Annotated in this window: 14 protein-coding genes; 5 read left to right on the top strand and 9 right to left on the bottom strand. The window is 73.0% G+C overall.

From position 1 onward, the window contains the following. The first annotated feature begins 12 nt into the window (after window positions 1-12). Window positions 13-1,479: an oligosaccharide flippase family protein gene (locus tag AOM06_RS08240; RefSeq protein ID WP_062304509.1), complete on the top strand. Its 1,467-nt coding sequence runs from the start codon at window positions 13-15 to the stop codon at window positions 1,477-1,479. Between the two features lie 136 nt (window positions 1,480-1,615). Beyond that, on the top strand, window positions 1,616-2,545 hold the full coding sequence (locus AOM06_RS08235; protein ID WP_156163641.1) for a putative endonuclease domain-containing protein: 930 nt from the start codon (window positions 1,616-1,618) through the stop codon (window positions 2,543-2,545). A gap of 42 nt (window positions 2,546-2,587) precedes the next feature. Here AOM06_RS08235 and AOM06_RS08230 read toward each other — a convergent pair whose 3' ends face one another. From AOM06_RS08230 to AOM06_RS08210, 5 genes are read right to left on the bottom strand one after another with little or no spacing between them, the layout of a single operon-like run. Next, window positions 2,588-3,298, bottom strand: coding sequence for a sulfotransferase family protein (locus AOM06_RS08230; RefSeq protein WP_062304502.1), 711 nt, complete (start codon window positions 3,296-3,298; stop codon window positions 2,588-2,590). Between the two features lies 1 nt (window position 3,299). Further along, complete coding sequence (locus AOM06_RS08225; RefSeq protein WP_156163640.1) at window positions 3,300-4,208, bottom strand: sulfotransferase family protein; 909 nt, start codon at window positions 4,206-4,208, stop codon at window positions 3,300-3,302. After that, window positions 4,205-5,023 carry a sulfotransferase domain-containing protein gene (locus AOM06_RS08220; RefSeq protein WP_169747746.1) on the bottom strand — a complete coding sequence of 273 codons (819 nt, stop codon included), beginning with the start codon at window positions 5,021-5,023 and terminating at the stop codon, window positions 4,205-4,207. The genes AOM06_RS08225 and AOM06_RS08220 overlap by 4 nt, the downstream gene beginning before the upstream one ends. A 43-nt stretch (window positions 5,024-5,066) precedes the next feature. Then, window positions 5,067-5,990, bottom strand: coding sequence for a sulfotransferase (locus AOM06_RS08215; protein WP_062304496.1), 924 nt, complete (start codon window positions 5,988-5,990; stop codon window positions 5,067-5,069). 1 nt (window position 5,991) lies between these two features. Continuing rightward, window positions 5,992-6,918, bottom strand: coding sequence for a sulfotransferase domain-containing protein (locus AOM06_RS08210; protein WP_169747745.1), 927 nt, complete (start codon window positions 6,916-6,918; stop codon window positions 5,992-5,994). A 116-nt stretch (window positions 6,919-7,034) separates the two neighbouring features. Here AOM06_RS08210 and AOM06_RS08205 point away from each other — a divergent pair, with 116 nt between their 5' ends. Beyond that, entirely contained in the window at window positions 7,035-8,213 is a 1,179-nt protein-coding gene (locus tag AOM06_RS08205) for a glycosyltransferase (protein ID WP_156163638.1), read from the top strand. Here the strand turns inward: AOM06_RS08205 and AOM06_RS08200 are convergent. After that, the gene (locus AOM06_RS08200; RefSeq protein WP_082105420.1) at window positions 8,183-9,283 is read right to left on the bottom strand and encodes a glycosyltransferase family 4 protein; all 1,101 of its coding nucleotides are present in this window, start codon (window positions 9,281-9,283) and stop codon (window positions 8,183-8,185) included. The genes AOM06_RS08205 and AOM06_RS08200 overlap by 31 nt on opposite strands. Further along, window positions 9,280-10,392 (bottom strand): glycosyltransferase, encoded by a 1,113-nt coding sequence (locus AOM06_RS08195; RefSeq protein ID WP_062304488.1) that lies wholly within the window; start codon window positions 10,390-10,392, stop codon window positions 9,280-9,282. The genes AOM06_RS08200 and AOM06_RS08195 overlap by 4 nt, the downstream gene beginning before the upstream one ends. Window positions 10,393-10,547: 155 nt before the next feature. On the opposite strand from AOM06_RS08195, the gene AOM06_RS08190 reads away from it, so the two are divergent. Beyond that, window positions 10,548-11,900, top strand: a complete 1,353-nt coding sequence (locus AOM06_RS08190) for a hypothetical protein (RefSeq protein WP_062304485.1) — start codon at window positions 10,548-10,550, stop codon at window positions 11,898-11,900. 106 nt (window positions 11,901-12,006) lie between these two features. Here the strand turns inward: AOM06_RS08190 and AOM06_RS08185 are convergent, their stop codons facing one another. Continuing rightward, on the bottom strand, window positions 12,007-13,428 hold the full coding sequence (locus tag AOM06_RS08185; protein WP_062304482.1) for a sugar transferase: 1,422 nt from the start codon (window positions 13,426-13,428) through the stop codon (window positions 12,007-12,009). A 161-nt stretch (window positions 13,429-13,589) separates the two neighbouring features. Here AOM06_RS08185 and AOM06_RS08180 point away from each other — a divergent pair, with 161 nt between their 5' ends. Continuing rightward, complete coding sequence (locus AOM06_RS08180; protein WP_062304479.1) at window positions 13,590-14,966, top strand: tyrosine-protein kinase domain-containing protein; 1,377 nt, start codon at window positions 13,590-13,592, stop codon at window positions 14,964-14,966. Here the strand turns inward: AOM06_RS08180 and AOM06_RS08175 are convergent. After that, a complete protein-coding gene (locus AOM06_RS08175) occupies window positions 14,963-16,075 on the bottom strand; it encodes a thermonuclease family protein (protein WP_062304477.1) in 1,113 nt (370 codons plus the stop codon). The two genes, AOM06_RS08180 and AOM06_RS08175, sit on opposite strands and share 4 nt — an antisense overlap. Between the last annotated feature and the right edge of the window lie 150 nt (window positions 16,076-16,225).

Genomic DNA, 16,225 nt, shown 5'->3' with positions numbered 1-16,225 from the left:
GGGTCCCGCCCGATGACCGACCTGGCCCGCGTGGGCGCGCGCGGCGGCGTCGTCGCGATCGTCACGCAGGCGGTCACGATGGCCGCGCGCCTGGTCTCGGTGATCCTGCTCGCACGGTGGATCGCGCCCGAGTACTTCGGCCTGGTCGCGATCGTGGTCAGCCTGTCCGACATCGCCGTCGCGATCATCGGCCTCGGGCTGCCGATGGCGGTGGCGCAGGCGCCGGGCCTGTCGCATCGCGCACGCAGCTCGCTGTTCGCGGTCAACGCGGGTCTGGGCGTGGTGTTCGCGCTCGCGTTCTTCCTGGGCGCGGACGCGATCGCGGCGCTCTACGACGAGCCGCGCATCGTCCCCCTCACGCGCTGGCTCGCGCTGGTGCCGCTGCTCGCCGGCCTCACCGCGCAGTTCCGCGGGCAGCTCATGGTGGACCTCAAGGCGGCGTCCTCGCAGGCGATCGTGGCGGCCACGCGCGTGATCGGCGTCGGCGCGGCGGTCGCCTTCGCCGCGGCGACCGGGAGCCCGTACGCGCTGGTGGTGCTCGCCGTGGTGCCGCAGGCGCTGCAGCTGCCGTGGCTCGCGTTCGCGGCGCGCTGGTGGCCCGGGCTGCCGGGCGAGTGGCGCGAGGCCGGGGGCCTGATCCGCGTGGGCGCGCACATCTTCGGGCTCACCATGGTGCGCAGCCTCACGCGCAGCATCCTGGTGCCGGTGATGGGCCTGTTCCAGCCGGCCGCGATGGTGGGCCAGTACGACCGCGCGTCGCAGCTGTCCGCCACGCCCGTCAACTCGCTCACCGACGGCCTCCAGCAGGTCGCGATCCCGCTGCTGGCGCGGGTGCGCGACGACCGCGCGCGCATGATGCGGGCCTTCGACAGCCTCCAGGTGGCGATCGTGATGTCGATGGTCTCGGCGATGTGGCTCGCCGCGGCGATAGGCGAGCCGCTGGTGGTGGTGCTGCTGGGACCGGACTGGCAGGTCGCCGGCGTGGTGTTCCAGCTGGTGACCATCGGGGCCGGCTTCAGGCTGGTGGCGACGGTCCAGCAGTGGCTGTTCATCGCGGGCGAGGCCACGGCCGCGGGGCTGCGCTTCAGCCTGTGGAGCCAGCCGGCGGTGGTCGCGCTGTCGCTCGCGGGCCTGCCGTGGGGCGTGGTCGGGGTGTCGGTGATGAACGCCGTCGCGTGGCTGGTGTTCTGGCCCGTGGGCGCGGTGTTCGCAGGACGGGCCGTCGGCGTGTCCGCAAGGTCGGTGCTCGGCGGGACGGCGTACGCGACGGCGCTGTTCGCGGCGCCCATCGCGATCGCGGCGGCGCTGCCGCGGCTCTGGGTCGACGGGAACGTGCCGCAGATCCTCGCGGGCACCGCGGCGGGCCTCGCGGTGGCGGGCCTGATGCTCGCCCTCAACGGGCGCCTGCGGCGGACCTTCATGCGCTTCGTGCGGCAGGTGGCGGGCTCGCTGCGTCGGTCCGCGTCTGCGGCCGGCTGACACATGAACGTACGCGCAGGGCGGTGTGCGAGCGCCCATGTGTCAGCGGGGTGCACGGCCGCGCGGACCGCGTCGCCCCTCCACAGGCCCAGGCGCACCGCGGCGCCCGTCCTCGCAGGCGAGGCACGATGCGCGCGTGCCTCGGTCGCTGGAGCTTGACCGTCGCGTGGACCAGCTGGTCGCGCGGCTCGAGCGGCGTGCGCCGGGAGCCATGACTCGCAGCGCGGTGCTCACGGCCGTCGGACGACGCGGACTGGAGAACGCTGCGCGGCGGGGACGCATCATCGCGCTGCTTCCCGGCGTCTATGTTGCGGCGGCGTGCGCCGATTCCCACGCGGTGCGGTGCGAGGCGGTGCGAGCCTGGTCGAAGGGGCGCGTGCTCATCGCGGGAGAGTCGGCCCTTCACCTTCTCGACTCGCGCTATCCAGCTCCGAAGCGGGTCCGATGCCTCGGTCCGCCTGCCTGGAACGCACGCGCTCCCGCATGGGTGGACCTCACGCGCACCGGGCTGCCTCGCTCTGCATCGTCCCGGAGCGGCGTGCGATGCCTCCCTGCGGAGGCGGCGCTGCTCGACGCATGGGCGTGCGCCCCGAGGTGGCGCCGCAAGGATGTGCTGTACCGCGCGCTGTGGCTCAGGATCGCGGGACCCCGGCGCCTGATCGATGCGGCGAGGCGGCGCTCGCGCCTGCCTGATCGCCGGATGTTCGACGGGATCATGGGCGCGTTCACGTCGGGCGCGACCTCGCCGACCGAGGTGATGGCGCGGCGCGAGGTGTTCGTCGGGCCGGAGTTCGCGGAGCTCGAGTGGCAGGTCGCGATGGTCATCGAGGGACGGGACCGCACCGCCGATGCCCTCCACCGGAGATCGCGCACCGTGATCGAGTGCGACGGCGAGGCGTATCACGGCAGCCGCGCTGCCAGGAGGCGTGACCGCGAGCGCGACACCGAGTTCGGCTCGGCTGGATGGCACACGGTCAGGTTCTCGTTCCAGGACCTGAGCGGGCGACCAGCGTGGTGCCGCCGCATGGTGCGGCTGACCATCAGCGCCCGGCTCGCGCCCCGCTGACACATGGAGGTGCGCACACGGCCCTGTGCGAGCGCCCATGTGTCAGCGGGGCGCCAGGATCTGCGCGTGGAGCTCGTCGCAGCCGCTGCCGGCGAGCGCCGCGACGGCACGGTCCTCGAGCTCGCGGCGGCGCGCCTTCTTCTCCTCCGTGGGCACCGGCACCAGGCCGGCCATGCCCTTGCGCTGATAGCCCGGCGTCTCGAGCAGGCGGGCGCGGATGCGCTCCTGGAGCTCCTCGTCGTAGGGCTCGGCATGGAGGTCCAGCCCGTACCGCGCCTCGATCGCGTGCGCCGCGCCCTCCGGGTCCTGCGTGAACTGCTCGAACGGCAGCACCATGACCCGGTCGAGGTACGGGAGCATCCGCTGGTGGTAGAAGCGCCACCACTCGACCGCGAGGTCCGCGTCCATGCGCGGGTCCGCGACCAGGAGCGACAGCACCGCGTCCAGCGGCCGGCGCACCACCAGCACCGCCGGCACGTCCCACCGCGCGGCGCGCGCGTACTGCCCGACCACGTGCAGGTGGTGGCCCAGCCGGACCTCGGGGTCGCAGGTCCGCAGGTAGCGGACGAAGAAGGAGTTGCCCGAGCGCGGGAAGCCCTCGACCACCAGGGCGGTGTCGCGCATCGTCAGCCCACGGGTGTGGCGGCGCAGGCGCGCGATCGCCCCGCTCCCCCACGCGGTGGCGCCGATGCGCCACTTGAGCCGGCGCGCGGGCGGCAGCACGCGCGCGCTCACCTCGGTCAGGACGGCCATGTCAGCTCCCCACGAACTCGCGGACGTCGTCGAGATCGTGCATCGAGTAGCCGAGCGCGCGCGCCCGGTCCTCGTAGCGGTCGGCGATGCGCGAGTACCTCCCGGTGAGGGAGTCGACGCGGCTCACCACCGCCCAGCTCGACCCGTACATGGACCACTTGAGGCCCGAGCGCTGACGCGTGGGCGACATCACGGGCGGGTGCGGGCCCCATCGGCGCGTGCGCTGGCTCTCCACGAAGCCCCGGTACGCGTCGGAGCGCGCGGCGTCGATCATCGAGGCGTCGAGCGGCTCCGAGAGCCCCAGGAACTCCGACACCTTCCCCAGCTCCCGCTCCGGATCGCGCATGAGGTGCTCGTACCGCAGCACCAGCAGGTTGCGGATCCCCGGGGCGTCGGCCGCGAGGCCCTCGTGGATGGCGAACCAGTTGTCGAGCGTGCCCTCGAAGCGCAGCCCGAGCGTGGGAAGCAGCATCGGCAGCGACCGGTCCCACTTGTGCACCGCGAGCGCCTGGATCAGCGGGTGGCGCGTGATGACGATGAACCGCGCATCCGGCCACACGGACTGGAGGAACGGCAGCCGCGCGACGTTCGGCGGCGACTTCTCCACCCTGAGCGCGGCATCCGACGACCAGTACGGCTCCCACGCCTCCTCGATGGACCGGCGCATGTCCTCGCGCATCGGCTCGGGCGCGGGGCCCTCGTGCGCCTCGGGGTGCAGCGCCCAGCGGGTCGGGCCGCCCAGCTCCATCGCGATCGGCAGGACGGTCTGGAGGTGCTGACCCTCGTCCTCGGGCACCCCGGTCCCCACCAGGCCGGCGATCTCGGACGATGCGGCCATCACCTTGGCGAGCACCGTGGTGCCCGAGCGGTGCGCGCCGCCCACGAACACCATCCGATGCGGCTCGCTCATGCCCACGGGATCTCCCTGCCGAGCAGCTGCGCGAGCTCGGCGGCGTCCTGCTCGAACATCGGCCGCACGTACGCGACGTCCTCCTCGGGGATCCCCGTGTACTGGCGCGCGTTGCGCGGCGCGAGGTCGATGCCCGCGAGGCTCACCCCGCCCAGCCCGAGGAACTCCGTGACCTCCGTGAGGAAGGCGGTGGGGTCCGCGAACATGTCGCTCGACAGCCCCACGAACACCTGGTCGCGCGGGTAGCGCGCGAGCCAGCGGCGCAGCTGCGGGGCGTAGAGGCCGCGGCGCACGTAGCTGCAGCGCTCGGCGACCACGCGGCGCTGGGCCCCGGCCGCGAGCGCCTCCCAGGCGGCCGCCGTGCGCTCCTCCTCGAGGTCGACGGCCTCGCGGAAGCTCTCGACGTCCTCGTGCCCCAGCGCGCGCTCGTGGTGGAAGTGCGAGAACGCACGCTCGACCGGATCACGCAGGAGCGCGACTATGCGCGCGTCGGGCAGCAGCGCGGCGGCCCGCTCGGGAGCCCTCGGGTGCGCGAGGTAGAACGGCGACGCGTCGCCCGCGAGCCAGTCGCGCGACTCGCCCGCGCGCGGGAAGTGCGCGCGGTACCAGGACTCGCCGCGCGTGTGGTGGTGGTCGAAGTAGTGGACCTCCTTGCGGAAGGCCGGGCGCACCGCGTCGAGCTCCTCGAGGTACTCGCTCAGCGACGTGGTGCCCGCCTTCTGCGCGCCGATGATGAGGAAGTCCGGCAGGACGCGCGCGCCCGAGGTCGCGCTGCGCGCCATGAACTCCGTGGTACTCCTCAGCCCGTCGAGCATGGCGCCACCATATAACAGTGCATTCCCGGCATACCCGACGCGCTCACGGGAGCCCCGAGCGCGACGCCGGGACCCCCACCCGCACGTCCGCGGTGAGCGCATCGACGGCGGCGTTCTCCTCCTCCGTGAGGCTCCCCTGCCAGTAGGTGGCGACGGCGCCGACGTCACGATGCTTGTCGTGGGTCCGCGTGGGCGTCTCGCGCCCTCCGGCGCGGTACTTGCCCTCGAGCGCGCGCGCCGCGTCCTCGGAGAGCTCGAGCCCGCAGAACTCGTAGAGCCGCTCGTAGACCGCGCGGGGCTGCTCGAGCACGTCCTCGACGGACACCCATGCGACGTTGGCGAGCCCCGCCGTGGTCGCGCTCGCATGCCCGTAGCCGAGCCTCCACAGCGCGGCACCCGTGACCGCCGATCCCGACTCCGCGAGCGCGAGCGCCTCCTCGGACAGCGCCCAGGGCGCGTCGCCGTCCGGGTCGAGCCGGCGCTGGATCCCGCGCACGTCGAAGCTCCACCCGAGCCGCTTGAAGCTGGCCGCGACCGCGTGGGGATCGCGCATCGTGATGACGGTCGGCACCTCGAAGCGTGTCGCGATGCGCGCGACCAGGAAGATCGCGAACGGGTCCTTCCAGATCACATGGTCGGGCGTGGGCCCCCAGCGCAGGGAACGCGCCGACACCCGGCTCTGCCCCCCGACCACGTACTTGCCCAGCCTGCGCAGCCCGCGGTCCTCGGGGAACACCCCGCTGCGCAGCCGCAGGCGGAGGTCGAGGATGGCCTGGACGTCCTCATCGTGATCCCGGGCATCGCCCAGCGTGGGGAAGTACGCGTCGATCGTGCGCAGCCCCGACTCGAAGTTGAGCGGCTCGTACAGGAACCGCGTGCTCGGGGCGAAGCCGAGCACCTCGCCGATGGGCGTGGTGCCCGAGCGTGGCACCCCGGTCACCAGGATGGTCCGATGCGCGCGCGCCACGTCAGTACCCGTAGCGCTTCCGCAGGGGCGTGGTGACCAGCCCGACGCGGCGGCGCGTCCCCGCCGGCAGGGCGGTGCGCCACTCCGAGTCGAGCCGCAGCCGCGTCGCGCCGACCCGCATGCGCGAGGGGTTGCCGGCCACCGTGTGGCACGCGGCGAGGTCGATCTCCCCGCCCGGGCCGATGCCGGGCACCCCGGCCGAGGGGAGCCCGAGCCGGTCGAGCGCGCCCCCGAGCACGCCGGCCGGGTCCGCGACGGCGTCCTCGTACCGGACACGCGCGTACCCCGCCGCCTTGCGTCTGAGCGACCCCGCGACGGCGTTCATGCGCAGCCAGATCCAGCCGCTGCGCTCGGGCACCAGGCGCGTGATCTCCTCGACCGAGCCGACACCGGCGTCGGTGCGGGTCACGGCCTTGGTCCACGAGTACGCGACGCCGCGGGGGTCGCGGACCACGTGCAGCACGCGCACGTCGAGCCCCTCCGCGCGCGACAGGAGGCTCGCGACCGTGGGGTGCTTGCTCGAGTCGATGGGGATGCGTCCGCTCTCCTCATGCGCCGCGACCAGCACCGCCGTGTAGAAGTCGAGGTACTCGCGCACCCGGTCCAGGTAGTCGCCGCGCTCGACCAGGAACCGCGGCAGGAGGTCGTGGCGCACGCGCCCCAGGTCATGGAAGAGCACCTTCATGCGGGGCGCGTCGACCTTGTCCCAGCCGCCGAAGGCGCGCTCCCCGACCGCGGTCCAGAACGGGCACTCCTGGAACGCGAGCCCGCATCCGCACAGCTCGCCGCCCATGATCCCCCGCTCGGGCAGCAGACCCACCTCGCCCAGCGACATGAGATCGGGCGACTGGCCCAGGATGCGGTCGATGAGCGTGGTCCCGCTGCGGCCCCACCCGGCGACGTACACCACCGGCACCTTGTCCACCACGCGCGGATCCACCTCCAGTCGCGCCCGGTGCGGGCGTCGGTTCGTCCCCTTCGTCCCGACTCTAGCCAGGCCTCGACGCGCGTGGCTAGACTGCCGATGCCCGCCAGCCCAGGCACGTGAGCGAGGGACCGATGCGGATCATCCACGTCGCGAGCAGCCTCCGCGCTCCGCTCGGGGGCGCCGAGCTCTACTGCGTCGAGCTCGCGATCGCGCAGGCGCGCGTCGCGGACGTGGCGGTGGCCACGCCGCTCGTCGACGAGGCGACGCGGGCCCGGCTCGAGGGCGCGGGCGTGCGCGTCGACGTGCGGCCCGTGTGGCGGCCCTACCCCTCCGACGGCCGCGGCCCCAACCCTGCCGCCCGCGCGCTGTTCCACGCGCTCGACGCGTGGGGCGCGGTGCGCGCTCCCCAGGGCTACCGCCGCGGCGAGCTCGATGCGGACGTGGTCCACGTGCACCGCTTCCAGGGCGTGGGCGCCGGAGTGCTGCGAGCCCCGCCCGGGCGGCCGGTGCTCCACACGGTGCACGACTACGCGCTCGTGGACACGCGCGCGACGGGCGCGCGCGGCGGCGCCGCCGTCGACCGGCTCGGGGCGCTCCAGCGCGCACGGACCGCGCTGCACTCGCGCGCGGCCGCGCAGGCGTCGCTGCTGATCTTCCCTTCCGTGCGCACGCGCGACCGCAACCTCGCGCTCGGACTCGACGTCCCGGGCGAGCGGGTCGCGGTGATCCCCCACGGCTGGCCGTGGTCGTCGCGCCATCAGGGCGGCCGGCGCGATGGCGGGCTGCTGTTCCTGGGCAAGCTCTCCGAGCGCAAGGGCGTCGCCGAGCTGCTCGAGGCATGGGACGGCGGGATCGGGGACGCCCGCCTCGCGATCGCGGGCGCCGGCCCGCTCGAGGGGCTGGTGCGCGAGGCCGATGGAGGCGTCACCGCCCTGGGGTGGCTCGACGGGGCGGCCAAGGAGGAGGCGGTCGCGCACGCCCTCGCGCTCGTGATGCCGTCGACCTGGCCCGAGAACTTCCCGCTGGTCACCGCCGAGGCGATGCTCGCGGGCACTCCCGTGCTCACCAACGCGCTCGCCGCCGGCCCGCTCATCGAGGACGGCGTCAACGGGCTGGTGGCTCCCGATCCGAGCCCGGCGGCGCTGCGCGCGGTGCTCACCCGCTTCCTCGCGGACCCAGGGCTCCAGGCACGCCTCGCGGCGGGGGCCCGGGCGACCGCGGCCCAGCTCGACATGGACGCGCATGTCGAGGTGCTGCTCGACCGCTACCGGGAGGCGCTGGGCGTCGAGGCCTGAGCGGGGACCTCGTCCCCCTCGGCCAGCAGCGCGTCCCCGACGGCGTGCGCGCTGCGGATCCACGAGAACCGCAGCTGGAACGCGTGGATCGTCTCGACGCTCGGCCGCGCGAGCCGCCCGGCGGCGGCGTCCACGAGCGCGACCGCCCAGCCCCGCGCATCGTCCGGGGCGACGTAGGTCGCGTCCTCGCCGCACACCCAGCGGAAGACGGGGATGTCGGAGACCACGAGCGGCGCGCCGCACGCGACGGCCTCGACCGCGGGCAGGCCGAAGCCCTCGTCGAGGCTCGGGAACGCGACCGCCCCGGCGTGGGCGTACAGCGCCGCGAGGTCGTCGTCGCTCACGTAGCCCGTCGCGACGGCGCAGCCGCGGGCGTCCGAGACCTCCCCGGCCGAGGCGTAGACCGCGGCGTCCCCGCTGCCGACGAGCGCAAGCATCCCGGGCCGCGCGGCATCGTCCGGCAGCGACGCCAGCGCGGAGAGCAGGACGGCGACGTTCTTGCGGGGGTCGCGCGAGCCGACCGCGAGCGCGTACTCGCCGGGGACCAGCCCGAAGCCCTCGACGGTCGCGACCGTCGCGTCGCTGGGGAGATGGCGCAGGAACACCTCGGCGGGCGCGTTGGGAGCGACGATGACCGGTGTGCCCTCCGGCACGAGCGCCCGCACCTGCGCGGCGACGGGCTCGCTCACGGTGACGATGGCGGCGGAGCGACGCAGGTGGAGGCGCAGCACGGCGCGGTGCACCACGCCGTAGAGCGCGGTGTACCACTCGGGATGGTCGAGCGGGAAGAGGTCGTGGACCACCACCACGTGGCGCCGCGCGAGCACGGGACCCCGGCTGGTCATCGACAGCAGCGCCGTGTCGCGTCCCGCGCGCAGGCCCAGCGACTGGACCCACAGCCACGTCCCCACCTTGCTTCCGCCGACCCACCGGGGCGGTCGCGCGACGGTGATGCGCCCGGGGTACTCCTGCTCGAGCGCGCGCAGGAGCTCGCGCGCGTAGCGCTGCTGGCCCGTGACCTTCTGCGCGAGGAACGCGCCGTTGACCACCAGGCGCCGGACGGGCCTCATGCCGCGACCCTCTCGCCCACCCAGCCCTCGATGCGCTGGTGGAACACCGCGGTGTCGAAGCGGCGCGCGGAGGCGGCGATCGCGGCGCGGTCCAGCGTGCCCGCGGCCCCGAGCGCGGCGACCACCTCCGCCGTGTCGTCGGGGTCCACCAGGAAGCCGCTCACGCCGTGCTCGACGGACTCGCCGGTGCCGCCCACACGGTTCGCGATGACCGGGGTGCCCACCGCCATGGCCTCCACGGGGACGATGCCGAAGTCCTCCACGGCGGGGAACACGAGCGCCGCGGCGCGTGCGAAGAGCCCGTAGAGCATCGCATCGGACGGCGCGATGACCACGCGCACGGGCACCGAGGCCGCGCGCGCCTGCGCCTCGAGCGCGGCACGGTTGGGCCCGTCGCCCGCGATGACTGCGGGCAGGCCGGCGGCCTCCGCGATCTCGATGACGCGGTCGAGCCGCTTGTAGTCGATGAAGCGGGACATGCCCAGCACGAAGGGACCCGGGAGCGCCGCGAGCGCGCGGACCTCACCCTCGGTCAGGTGCGCCTCCCAGTCGATGCCCTGGATGCGCGCGACGGCGACAGGCGGGTAGATCACGCCGGACTCGCGCTGCCACGCGTGCTGGATGCGCTCGCTCACGAACCTGCTGTTGGCGACGATGGACGTGGCCTCCTGGGCACGCGCGCGGTCGAGCGCCTTGAGCGGCGGCGCGAGCGTGCGCGCCAGCAGGCCGCTGCCGCGCGGGTCGAGCTCGGGCACCCACAGGTAGCGCGCGGGGCTGTGCACGTAGACCAGCTTGGGCACACCGTCGGGCACCTTGATGTGGTGCGCGAACGCGTGGGTGCTCACCAGCACCCAGTCGTAGTCGCGCCGGCGCGCCCCCATGCGCCACACGGCGGGCATCGCGAGCACCGAGGCCGCCTTCGAGCGGCGCAGCGGCGTGCGCGCGAGCGGGCTCTCGATGATGCGGCCCTGGACACCGGCGAGCGCGCCCGGATCGTCGACCCACAGCACCTCGACGTCGGACTCGGGGCGCATCGCGACCAGCTCGGAGACCACCTTCTCGGAGCCGCCCAGCCGTGCGATCCATTCGTGGACGATGAGACCGGTCATTGCGCGCGCCTCCGTTCCGTCCCGCCCATGCTTTCACATACGTGCGCAAACCAGCCCAAACCGGCGTGACGGGTGCATCGTTCGCGGCTAGCCTGACCGCATGACCGGACGCCCCCTGGATCGCAGCCTCGCCTCGCGCGGGCGTGCCCGGGGCGATGGGTAGCCGCACCGCCGCCCGCCGCGAGCGCGCCGCCGCGCTCACCCGCTCACGCGCGCGCCGCGTCGCCGTCGTCGACTCGCTGCGCCCGGTCGACCACGTGATGTCGCACCTGTTCTTCTTCTTCTTCGTCGCACAGATCTTCTCCCCGCTGTTCGGCGGGGTGACCCTGTACCTCGAGGTCGTGGTCGCGGTGCTCCACCCGCGGTTCGTGCGCTGGGTGTGGAACCTCAAGCCCGCGCCGTACCCGCTCGCGATCACCATCGTCACGGCGGCGGTCATGTCCGTGCACTCGCTGTCGAACCTGGTCAAGGTGGCGGCGCTCCTCATCAGCGTGCTCTACCTGGTGTTCGCACATCGCAGCGGGCTGTTCCAGCTGTACCGCTGGATCACGCTGAGCGTCGCGCTCGCCGTGGTGCAGTGGACGCTGGTCACCATCGGCACCGCGGGCTCGCGCGAGCTCGCGCGCACGCTGGGACCCAAGGCGTTGTCGGAGGCCGTGTGGGGCGAGCATGCGACGCAGACGTTCACCAACTTCTACGCCGTGATCGGCGACAGCGTCCGCGTCTCAGGGCTGTCGCGCGAGGGCGGGTTCTTCGCGTCGCTGCTGGTGGGGACGCTCATGGTGGTCTACCTGGACCCGCGGAGCCGGCACCGCACGCGTCACGCCCTCACCGCGGGCCTGGGGATCATGCTGTCGCTGTCGAAGACCACGTTCGTGCTGCCAGGCCTCTACCTCCTGGTGCGCGCGCGGCGACTCATCAACCACATCCCGTCAGGGCTCGCGGTCCTCGCGTTCTTCGCGGTGAGCGCCGGCTGGGCGGTGACCAACGAGTCGAGCCTGGTCGAGCAGGGCAACCGCTCGTTCCTCCACCGGTTCGGGGCGTACACCGTGGTGTCGCAGATGGACCCCGGGCAGCTGCTGTGGGGCGAGGGGTCGATCAGCGCCTACAGCGGCGACGTCGCGACCACGGCCGGGGTGCGCTTCGACGAGTTCGCCGGCACGGGCGGCTTCCTGCTCGCGCACGGGATCGTGGGCGTCGCGCTGTGGCTGCTCACCGTGCACGCGCTGGGCGGCTCGACCACCTCGGTGGTGTACATCCTCGGCGCCACCGTCGCGGTGTCCCCCACCACCAACCAGAACTTCGTGGTGCTCGCCTACTTCGCGGCGCTGTACCTGCTGCCGCGCTTCGACGTCGAGCAGGCGCTGGCCGCCGCCGAACGCAAGGCGCGGGACGATGCGCGGACGGGTCCGCGTCGGGGAGGTCGCCTCGCGCTCGCCGCGGGGAGCATGGAGAGACGGACGCGCACGACCGCGCCCGCGTCGACCCGTCGAGCCCCGCACGACTGACGGGCGACGCGCCCCGGCGCGGCGAGGTGGTGAAGGGTGCCGCGTGCTCGCACCTTTCCTGCACGAAGGGCGCGCTGAGCTGCTGCGCGGCGGCCGCCGCGACGGTTCAGTACGCCCCGGACTTGCCCAGGACCGCCGCGACCGTGCGCAGGATGATGATCGCGTCGCCGCCGATCGACCAGTTCTCGGCGTAGTAGGCATCGAGCCGGATCGACTCGGCCGGCGTGAGCGAGGACCGCCCCGACACCTGCCACAGCCCCGTCATGCCAGGCTTGACCAGCAGGCGCCGACGCTCGAGATCGCCGTAGTGGGCCACCTCCGCAGCGACCTGGGGGCGCGGCCCGACCATCGACATGTCGCCCTTGAGGACGTTGATCAGCTGCGGGAGCTCGTCGATCGAGTAGCGGCGCATGAAGCGGCCGAGCGGCGTGATGCGGGGGTCGTCCTCGTTCTTGTAGAAGGGCGTGAGCTCGCCGCCCATGACGTCGGCCGCCTTCGCCTCGGCATCGGCCACCATCGAGCGGAACTTGTACATGCCGAACGGCGAGCCGTCCTTGCCGATGCGCTGCTGGACGAAGAACACGGGTCCCGGGCTGGTCACCTTGATCGCGATCGCGACCGCGAGCATCGGCAACGCGATGAAGGCGAGCATCAGGGCGGCGGAGACGCGGTCGTAGATGGTCTTGGCGATGTACTTGGCGCCGCGGAACTGCGCGGTGTCCACGTGGAGCAGCGGGAGGCCCTCGACGGGGCTCATGAGCACGCGCGGGCCGGCGACGTCCACCATCGCGGGGGCCACGATGAGCCCGATGCCGGTGTTCTCGAGCTGCCAGCCGATGCGGCGCGCGTCCCCGAGCGAGACCTGGTCCGTCCCCGAGATCAGCACGAACTCGGCGTTCGAGCGCTTGGCGATCTCGACGGCCTCGCCCACGAAGCCCAGGACGGGCACGCCGCCCACCTCCTCCACGGACCGCTCGGTGCCGTCGGGCACGCACGCACCGATGACCGCGTAGCCCGCGCGAGGCTTGTGCCGCAGGCGCGCGATCATCTGCTCCGACATCTTCACGGGCCCGACCACCAGCACCTGCGCGCGCAGGTTCCCCAGGTCGCGTTGCGCATGGATCCACTTGCGCCACACCAGGCGGTAGATCAGCAGGACCACAGTGCCCACGGGGAGGGCGAAGACCAGGTAGCCGCGGCTGATCTCCCATTGCGTGAGGAAGCCCACGATCGCGATGGCTGCGAACGTCCACCACCCCGCCGCGACCACGCGCTGGAACTCCTGCGGCCCGTGCCCGAGGATGCGCGGCTCACGCGACTTGGTCGCGCCCAGCGCGAGCACCCACAGGGTCGCGATCACCGCGCTCACCACGCTATACGCGGGAGCGGACCTCCCGGCGACGCGATAGAGCGGATCCCAGCCGAACCGGGCGGCGTGCGCGCCGACCATGACCAGCGCGACCACGAACACGTCCGAGACGAACAGCCGGCGCTGGTACCTGCCCGCCCAGCCGTGCCCGCCGTACATGCGTTCGGCGGCGTCTACCCGGTGAGATGCACCCGTCGTCACAAAACTCACCATACCCGCACGAATCGGAACGACCACCGGAACGGCCCCGCTCCTCCCGCATCGGCGCGCGACGTGTGACAATTGCCGCAATTGCCACCAACCAGCCCCGGGAGGCGCGCGTGGAGCTCGGCGACTACATCCGCATCCTGCGCAAGAACTGGGTGCTGCTCGTCGCGCTGACCGTGCTCGGCGGCGGGGCCGGCCTCACCTACGCGCTGCTGGCGACGCCCACGTACGGCGCCACGGCGACGGTGTTCGTCTCGACGTCGGACTCGGAGAGCATCGGCGACCTCGCGCAGGGCAACTCCTTCACGCAGCAGCGCGTGAAGACGTATGCAGACCTGGTGAAGACCTCCGCCGTGCTGCAGCCCGTGATCGACGATCTCGCGCTGCACTGGCCGGTCTCGAAGGCGCGCGCGCAGGTGAGCGCGAGCGCGCCGCTCGACACCACGGTCATCGATGTCACGGCGGTCGACGCGGATCCCGTGTTCGCGGCCTCGCTCGCGACGGCCACCGCCAACCAGCTCATCGAGACGGTCCAGGAGATCGAGACGACCGATACCGAGGCCGGGTCGCCCGTGCGTCTCACCGTGGTGCAGGAGGCAGAGGTCCCCGTGCACCCGCAGTCGCCCAAGAAGTCGCTGAACGTGGCGCTGGGCCTGGTGATCGGGATCGCCATCGGCGTGGGCGTGGCGCTGCTGCGGGCCGCGCTCGACACGCGCGTGCGCAACGAGCGCGACCTCGAGCGCATCACGGACGCCCCGGTGCTGGGCGGCATCGCGTTCGATCCGCGAGCGCGTCAGCGGCCGCTCATCGTCCACGAGGACGCCCTGAGCATCCGCGCCGAGTCGTTCCGCACGCTGCGGACCAACCTCCAGTTCCTGGACGCCGACCGCGCGGAGAAGAGGTTCGTGCTGACGTCCTCCGTGCCGTCGGAGGGGAAGTCGACCACCGCGGCGAACCTCGCGATCACGCTCGCCGATGCGGGGGCACGGGTGCTGCTCGTGGGCGCCGACCTGCGCCGCCCCAAGATCGCGAGCTACATGAGCATCGAGGACGCGGTGGGGCTGACCGACGTGCTCATCGGGCGAGTGGACCTCGAGCATGCTGTTCAGCGCTGGGGCCACTCGGACCTGTACCTGCTCCCCGCGGGCTCGATCCCGCCCAACCCGTCCGAGCTGCTGGGTAGCTCTCTCATGGAGCGCCTGGTGGACCGCCTCGACGCGGACTACGACTACGTGCTCTACGACGCCCCTCCCCTGCTGCCCGTCACCGATGCGGCCGTGCTCGCGCGGCTGGTGGGGTCGACGGTGCTGGTCGTGGCGGCGGGACGCACGCACACGCATCAGGTGGACAACGCGATCGCGTCGCTCGAGACCGTGGGCGCGCCGCTGTCGGGGATGGTGCTCACGATGCTCGCGACCAAGGGACCGGACGCGTACGGCTACGGCCGGTACGGGTACCGCTACGAGAACCAGGCGGAGAAGGCGCGCTAGTCGGCTGCGGCCTCGGCCGCCGCTTCCTCGGCCTCGGCGGCGGCATGCGCCGCGCGCGCCGACTCGGTGACCTGCGCGAACCTCGCGCCGGCACCGTCGAGCGCCCCCGTCACCGCCGACAGCCGCGAGGAGCGGTCGTCGGCAGCAGCGTCGGCGGGGACGAACCCGGCGGCGACATCGCTCACCCACTCGCACCCGGCATCGGCCACCTGGAGGGAGCCGTCCCGGTACCCCTTCTCCCGGGGATGCCACGCGTACCCGTCCCGCGAGTCGAAGCGCGCCTCCGCGACCTCGTTGAGCAGCAGCGAGTACCCGACGTCGGCGCCGTCCGCCAGCTCGACGTAGCGGAGCAGGCGCCCGTACCCGTCGGTGTCATCGACCGACTGCGGGTTCACCAGCGTGACGATGGTGCCGGCGGGCGCGATCTGCTCGGCGGCGGCGAGCGCGCCGTCTGCCGTCGCGCATCGTCCCTGCAGCGTGGGCGTATCGACCCCGATGAGTCGCACCGTGCCCAAGCTGGTCTCCACCGTGTCGCCGTCGAGCCACCGCTCGACGGTCGCGGAATCCGTCCACGCGGCCTCCGTGTCGAAGGCCTGGCCCGAGAGGCGGTACCCCGACTCGCGCTCCGCGTCCTCGAAGTCCTCCACGATGCGATCGCTCAGGCCCTCGAGGTCCTTCACGGCGGCCTCGAACCAGCGGGTGGCGCCCTCCAGGCCCGACGAGCCCATGTCGAGGTAGCGGTACGCCCGCGCCAGATCATCCGCTGCCTGCGCCAGCTCGGTCGCGACGGCCTCGCTGCCCGGATACGACTCGGCGAGAGACTCGAGGTGGGTGACCACCTTGTCGCCTTCGCCCGCGGCGTACTCGGCCGGGATGGCCAGGCCGCCAGCATCGTCGAGCCACACGCCCCAGTCACGCATCTCGGATCGCGCCTCTGCGGAGAGCTCGGCGGGCTCTCCTGTCTCGAATACGCGCGCGTCGCGCGCCGACGCGGAGGCCGAGGGCGCTGCGGTCGAGGCCACGCTCGCCAGCGCATCGTCGCCGTCGCGAAGGGACGTGAGACCGAGCGCGATGCACGCGAGCGCGGTGATCCACGCGAAAGTCTTCAAGGCTTGCCCCTCAGCAGGTACGGCCGTCCATCCTACGACGGCCAGGCAGCGCCTTTCAGGGCCATTGTGGCCATGGTGACCAACCTCACAGCTTGCGGGCGCCTACGCGCGCCGCGCACGAAGCGGCCCGCTCGCGCGGTGCGCGAGCGG

It is taken from the genome of Demequina subtropica (genome assembly GCF_000971235.1).
In the GTDB taxonomy this organism is placed as follows: domain Bacteria; phylum Actinomycetota; class Actinomycetes; order Actinomycetales; family Demequinaceae; genus Demequina; species Demequina subtropica.
Note: the sequence above shows the minus strand (reverse complement) of the source record. Positions and strands in the feature narration are given on the sequence as shown.

What these genes read in the sequence shown, in the direction of transcription:
- AOM06_RS08185 (WP_062304482.1), bottom strand. Translation starts at nt 13,428, where the DNA reads ATGTACGGCGGGCACGGCTGGGCGGGCAGGTACCAGCGCCGGCTGTTC.
- AOM06_RS08195 (WP_062304488.1), bottom strand. Translation starts at nt 10,392, where the DNA reads ATGACCGGTCTCATCGTCCACGAATGGATCGCACGGCTGGGCGGCTCC.
- AOM06_RS08200 (WP_082105420.1), bottom strand. Translation starts at nt 9,283, where the DNA reads ATGAGGCCCGTCCGGCGCCTGGTGGTCAACGGCGCGTTCCTCGCGCAG.
- AOM06_RS08240 (WP_062304509.1), top strand. Translation starts at nt 13, where the DNA reads ATGACCGACCTGGCCCGCGTGGGCGCGCGCGGCGGCGTCGTCGCGATC.
- AOM06_RS08220 (WP_169747746.1), bottom strand. Translation starts at nt 5,023, where the DNA reads ATGCTCGACGGGCTGAGGAGTACCACGGAGTTCATGGCGCGCAGCGCG.
- AOM06_RS08225 (WP_156163640.1), bottom strand. Translation starts at nt 4,208, where the DNA reads ATGAGCGAGCCGCATCGGATGGTGTTCGTGGGCGGCGCGCACCGCTCG.
- AOM06_RS08230 (WP_062304502.1), bottom strand. Translation starts at nt 3,298, where the DNA reads ATGGCCGTCCTGACCGAGGTGAGCGCGCGCGTGCTGCCGCCCGCGCGC.
- AOM06_RS08190 (WP_062304485.1), top strand. Translation starts at nt 10,548, where the DNA reads ATGGGTAGCCGCACCGCCGCCCGCCGCGAGCGCGCCGCCGCGCTCACC.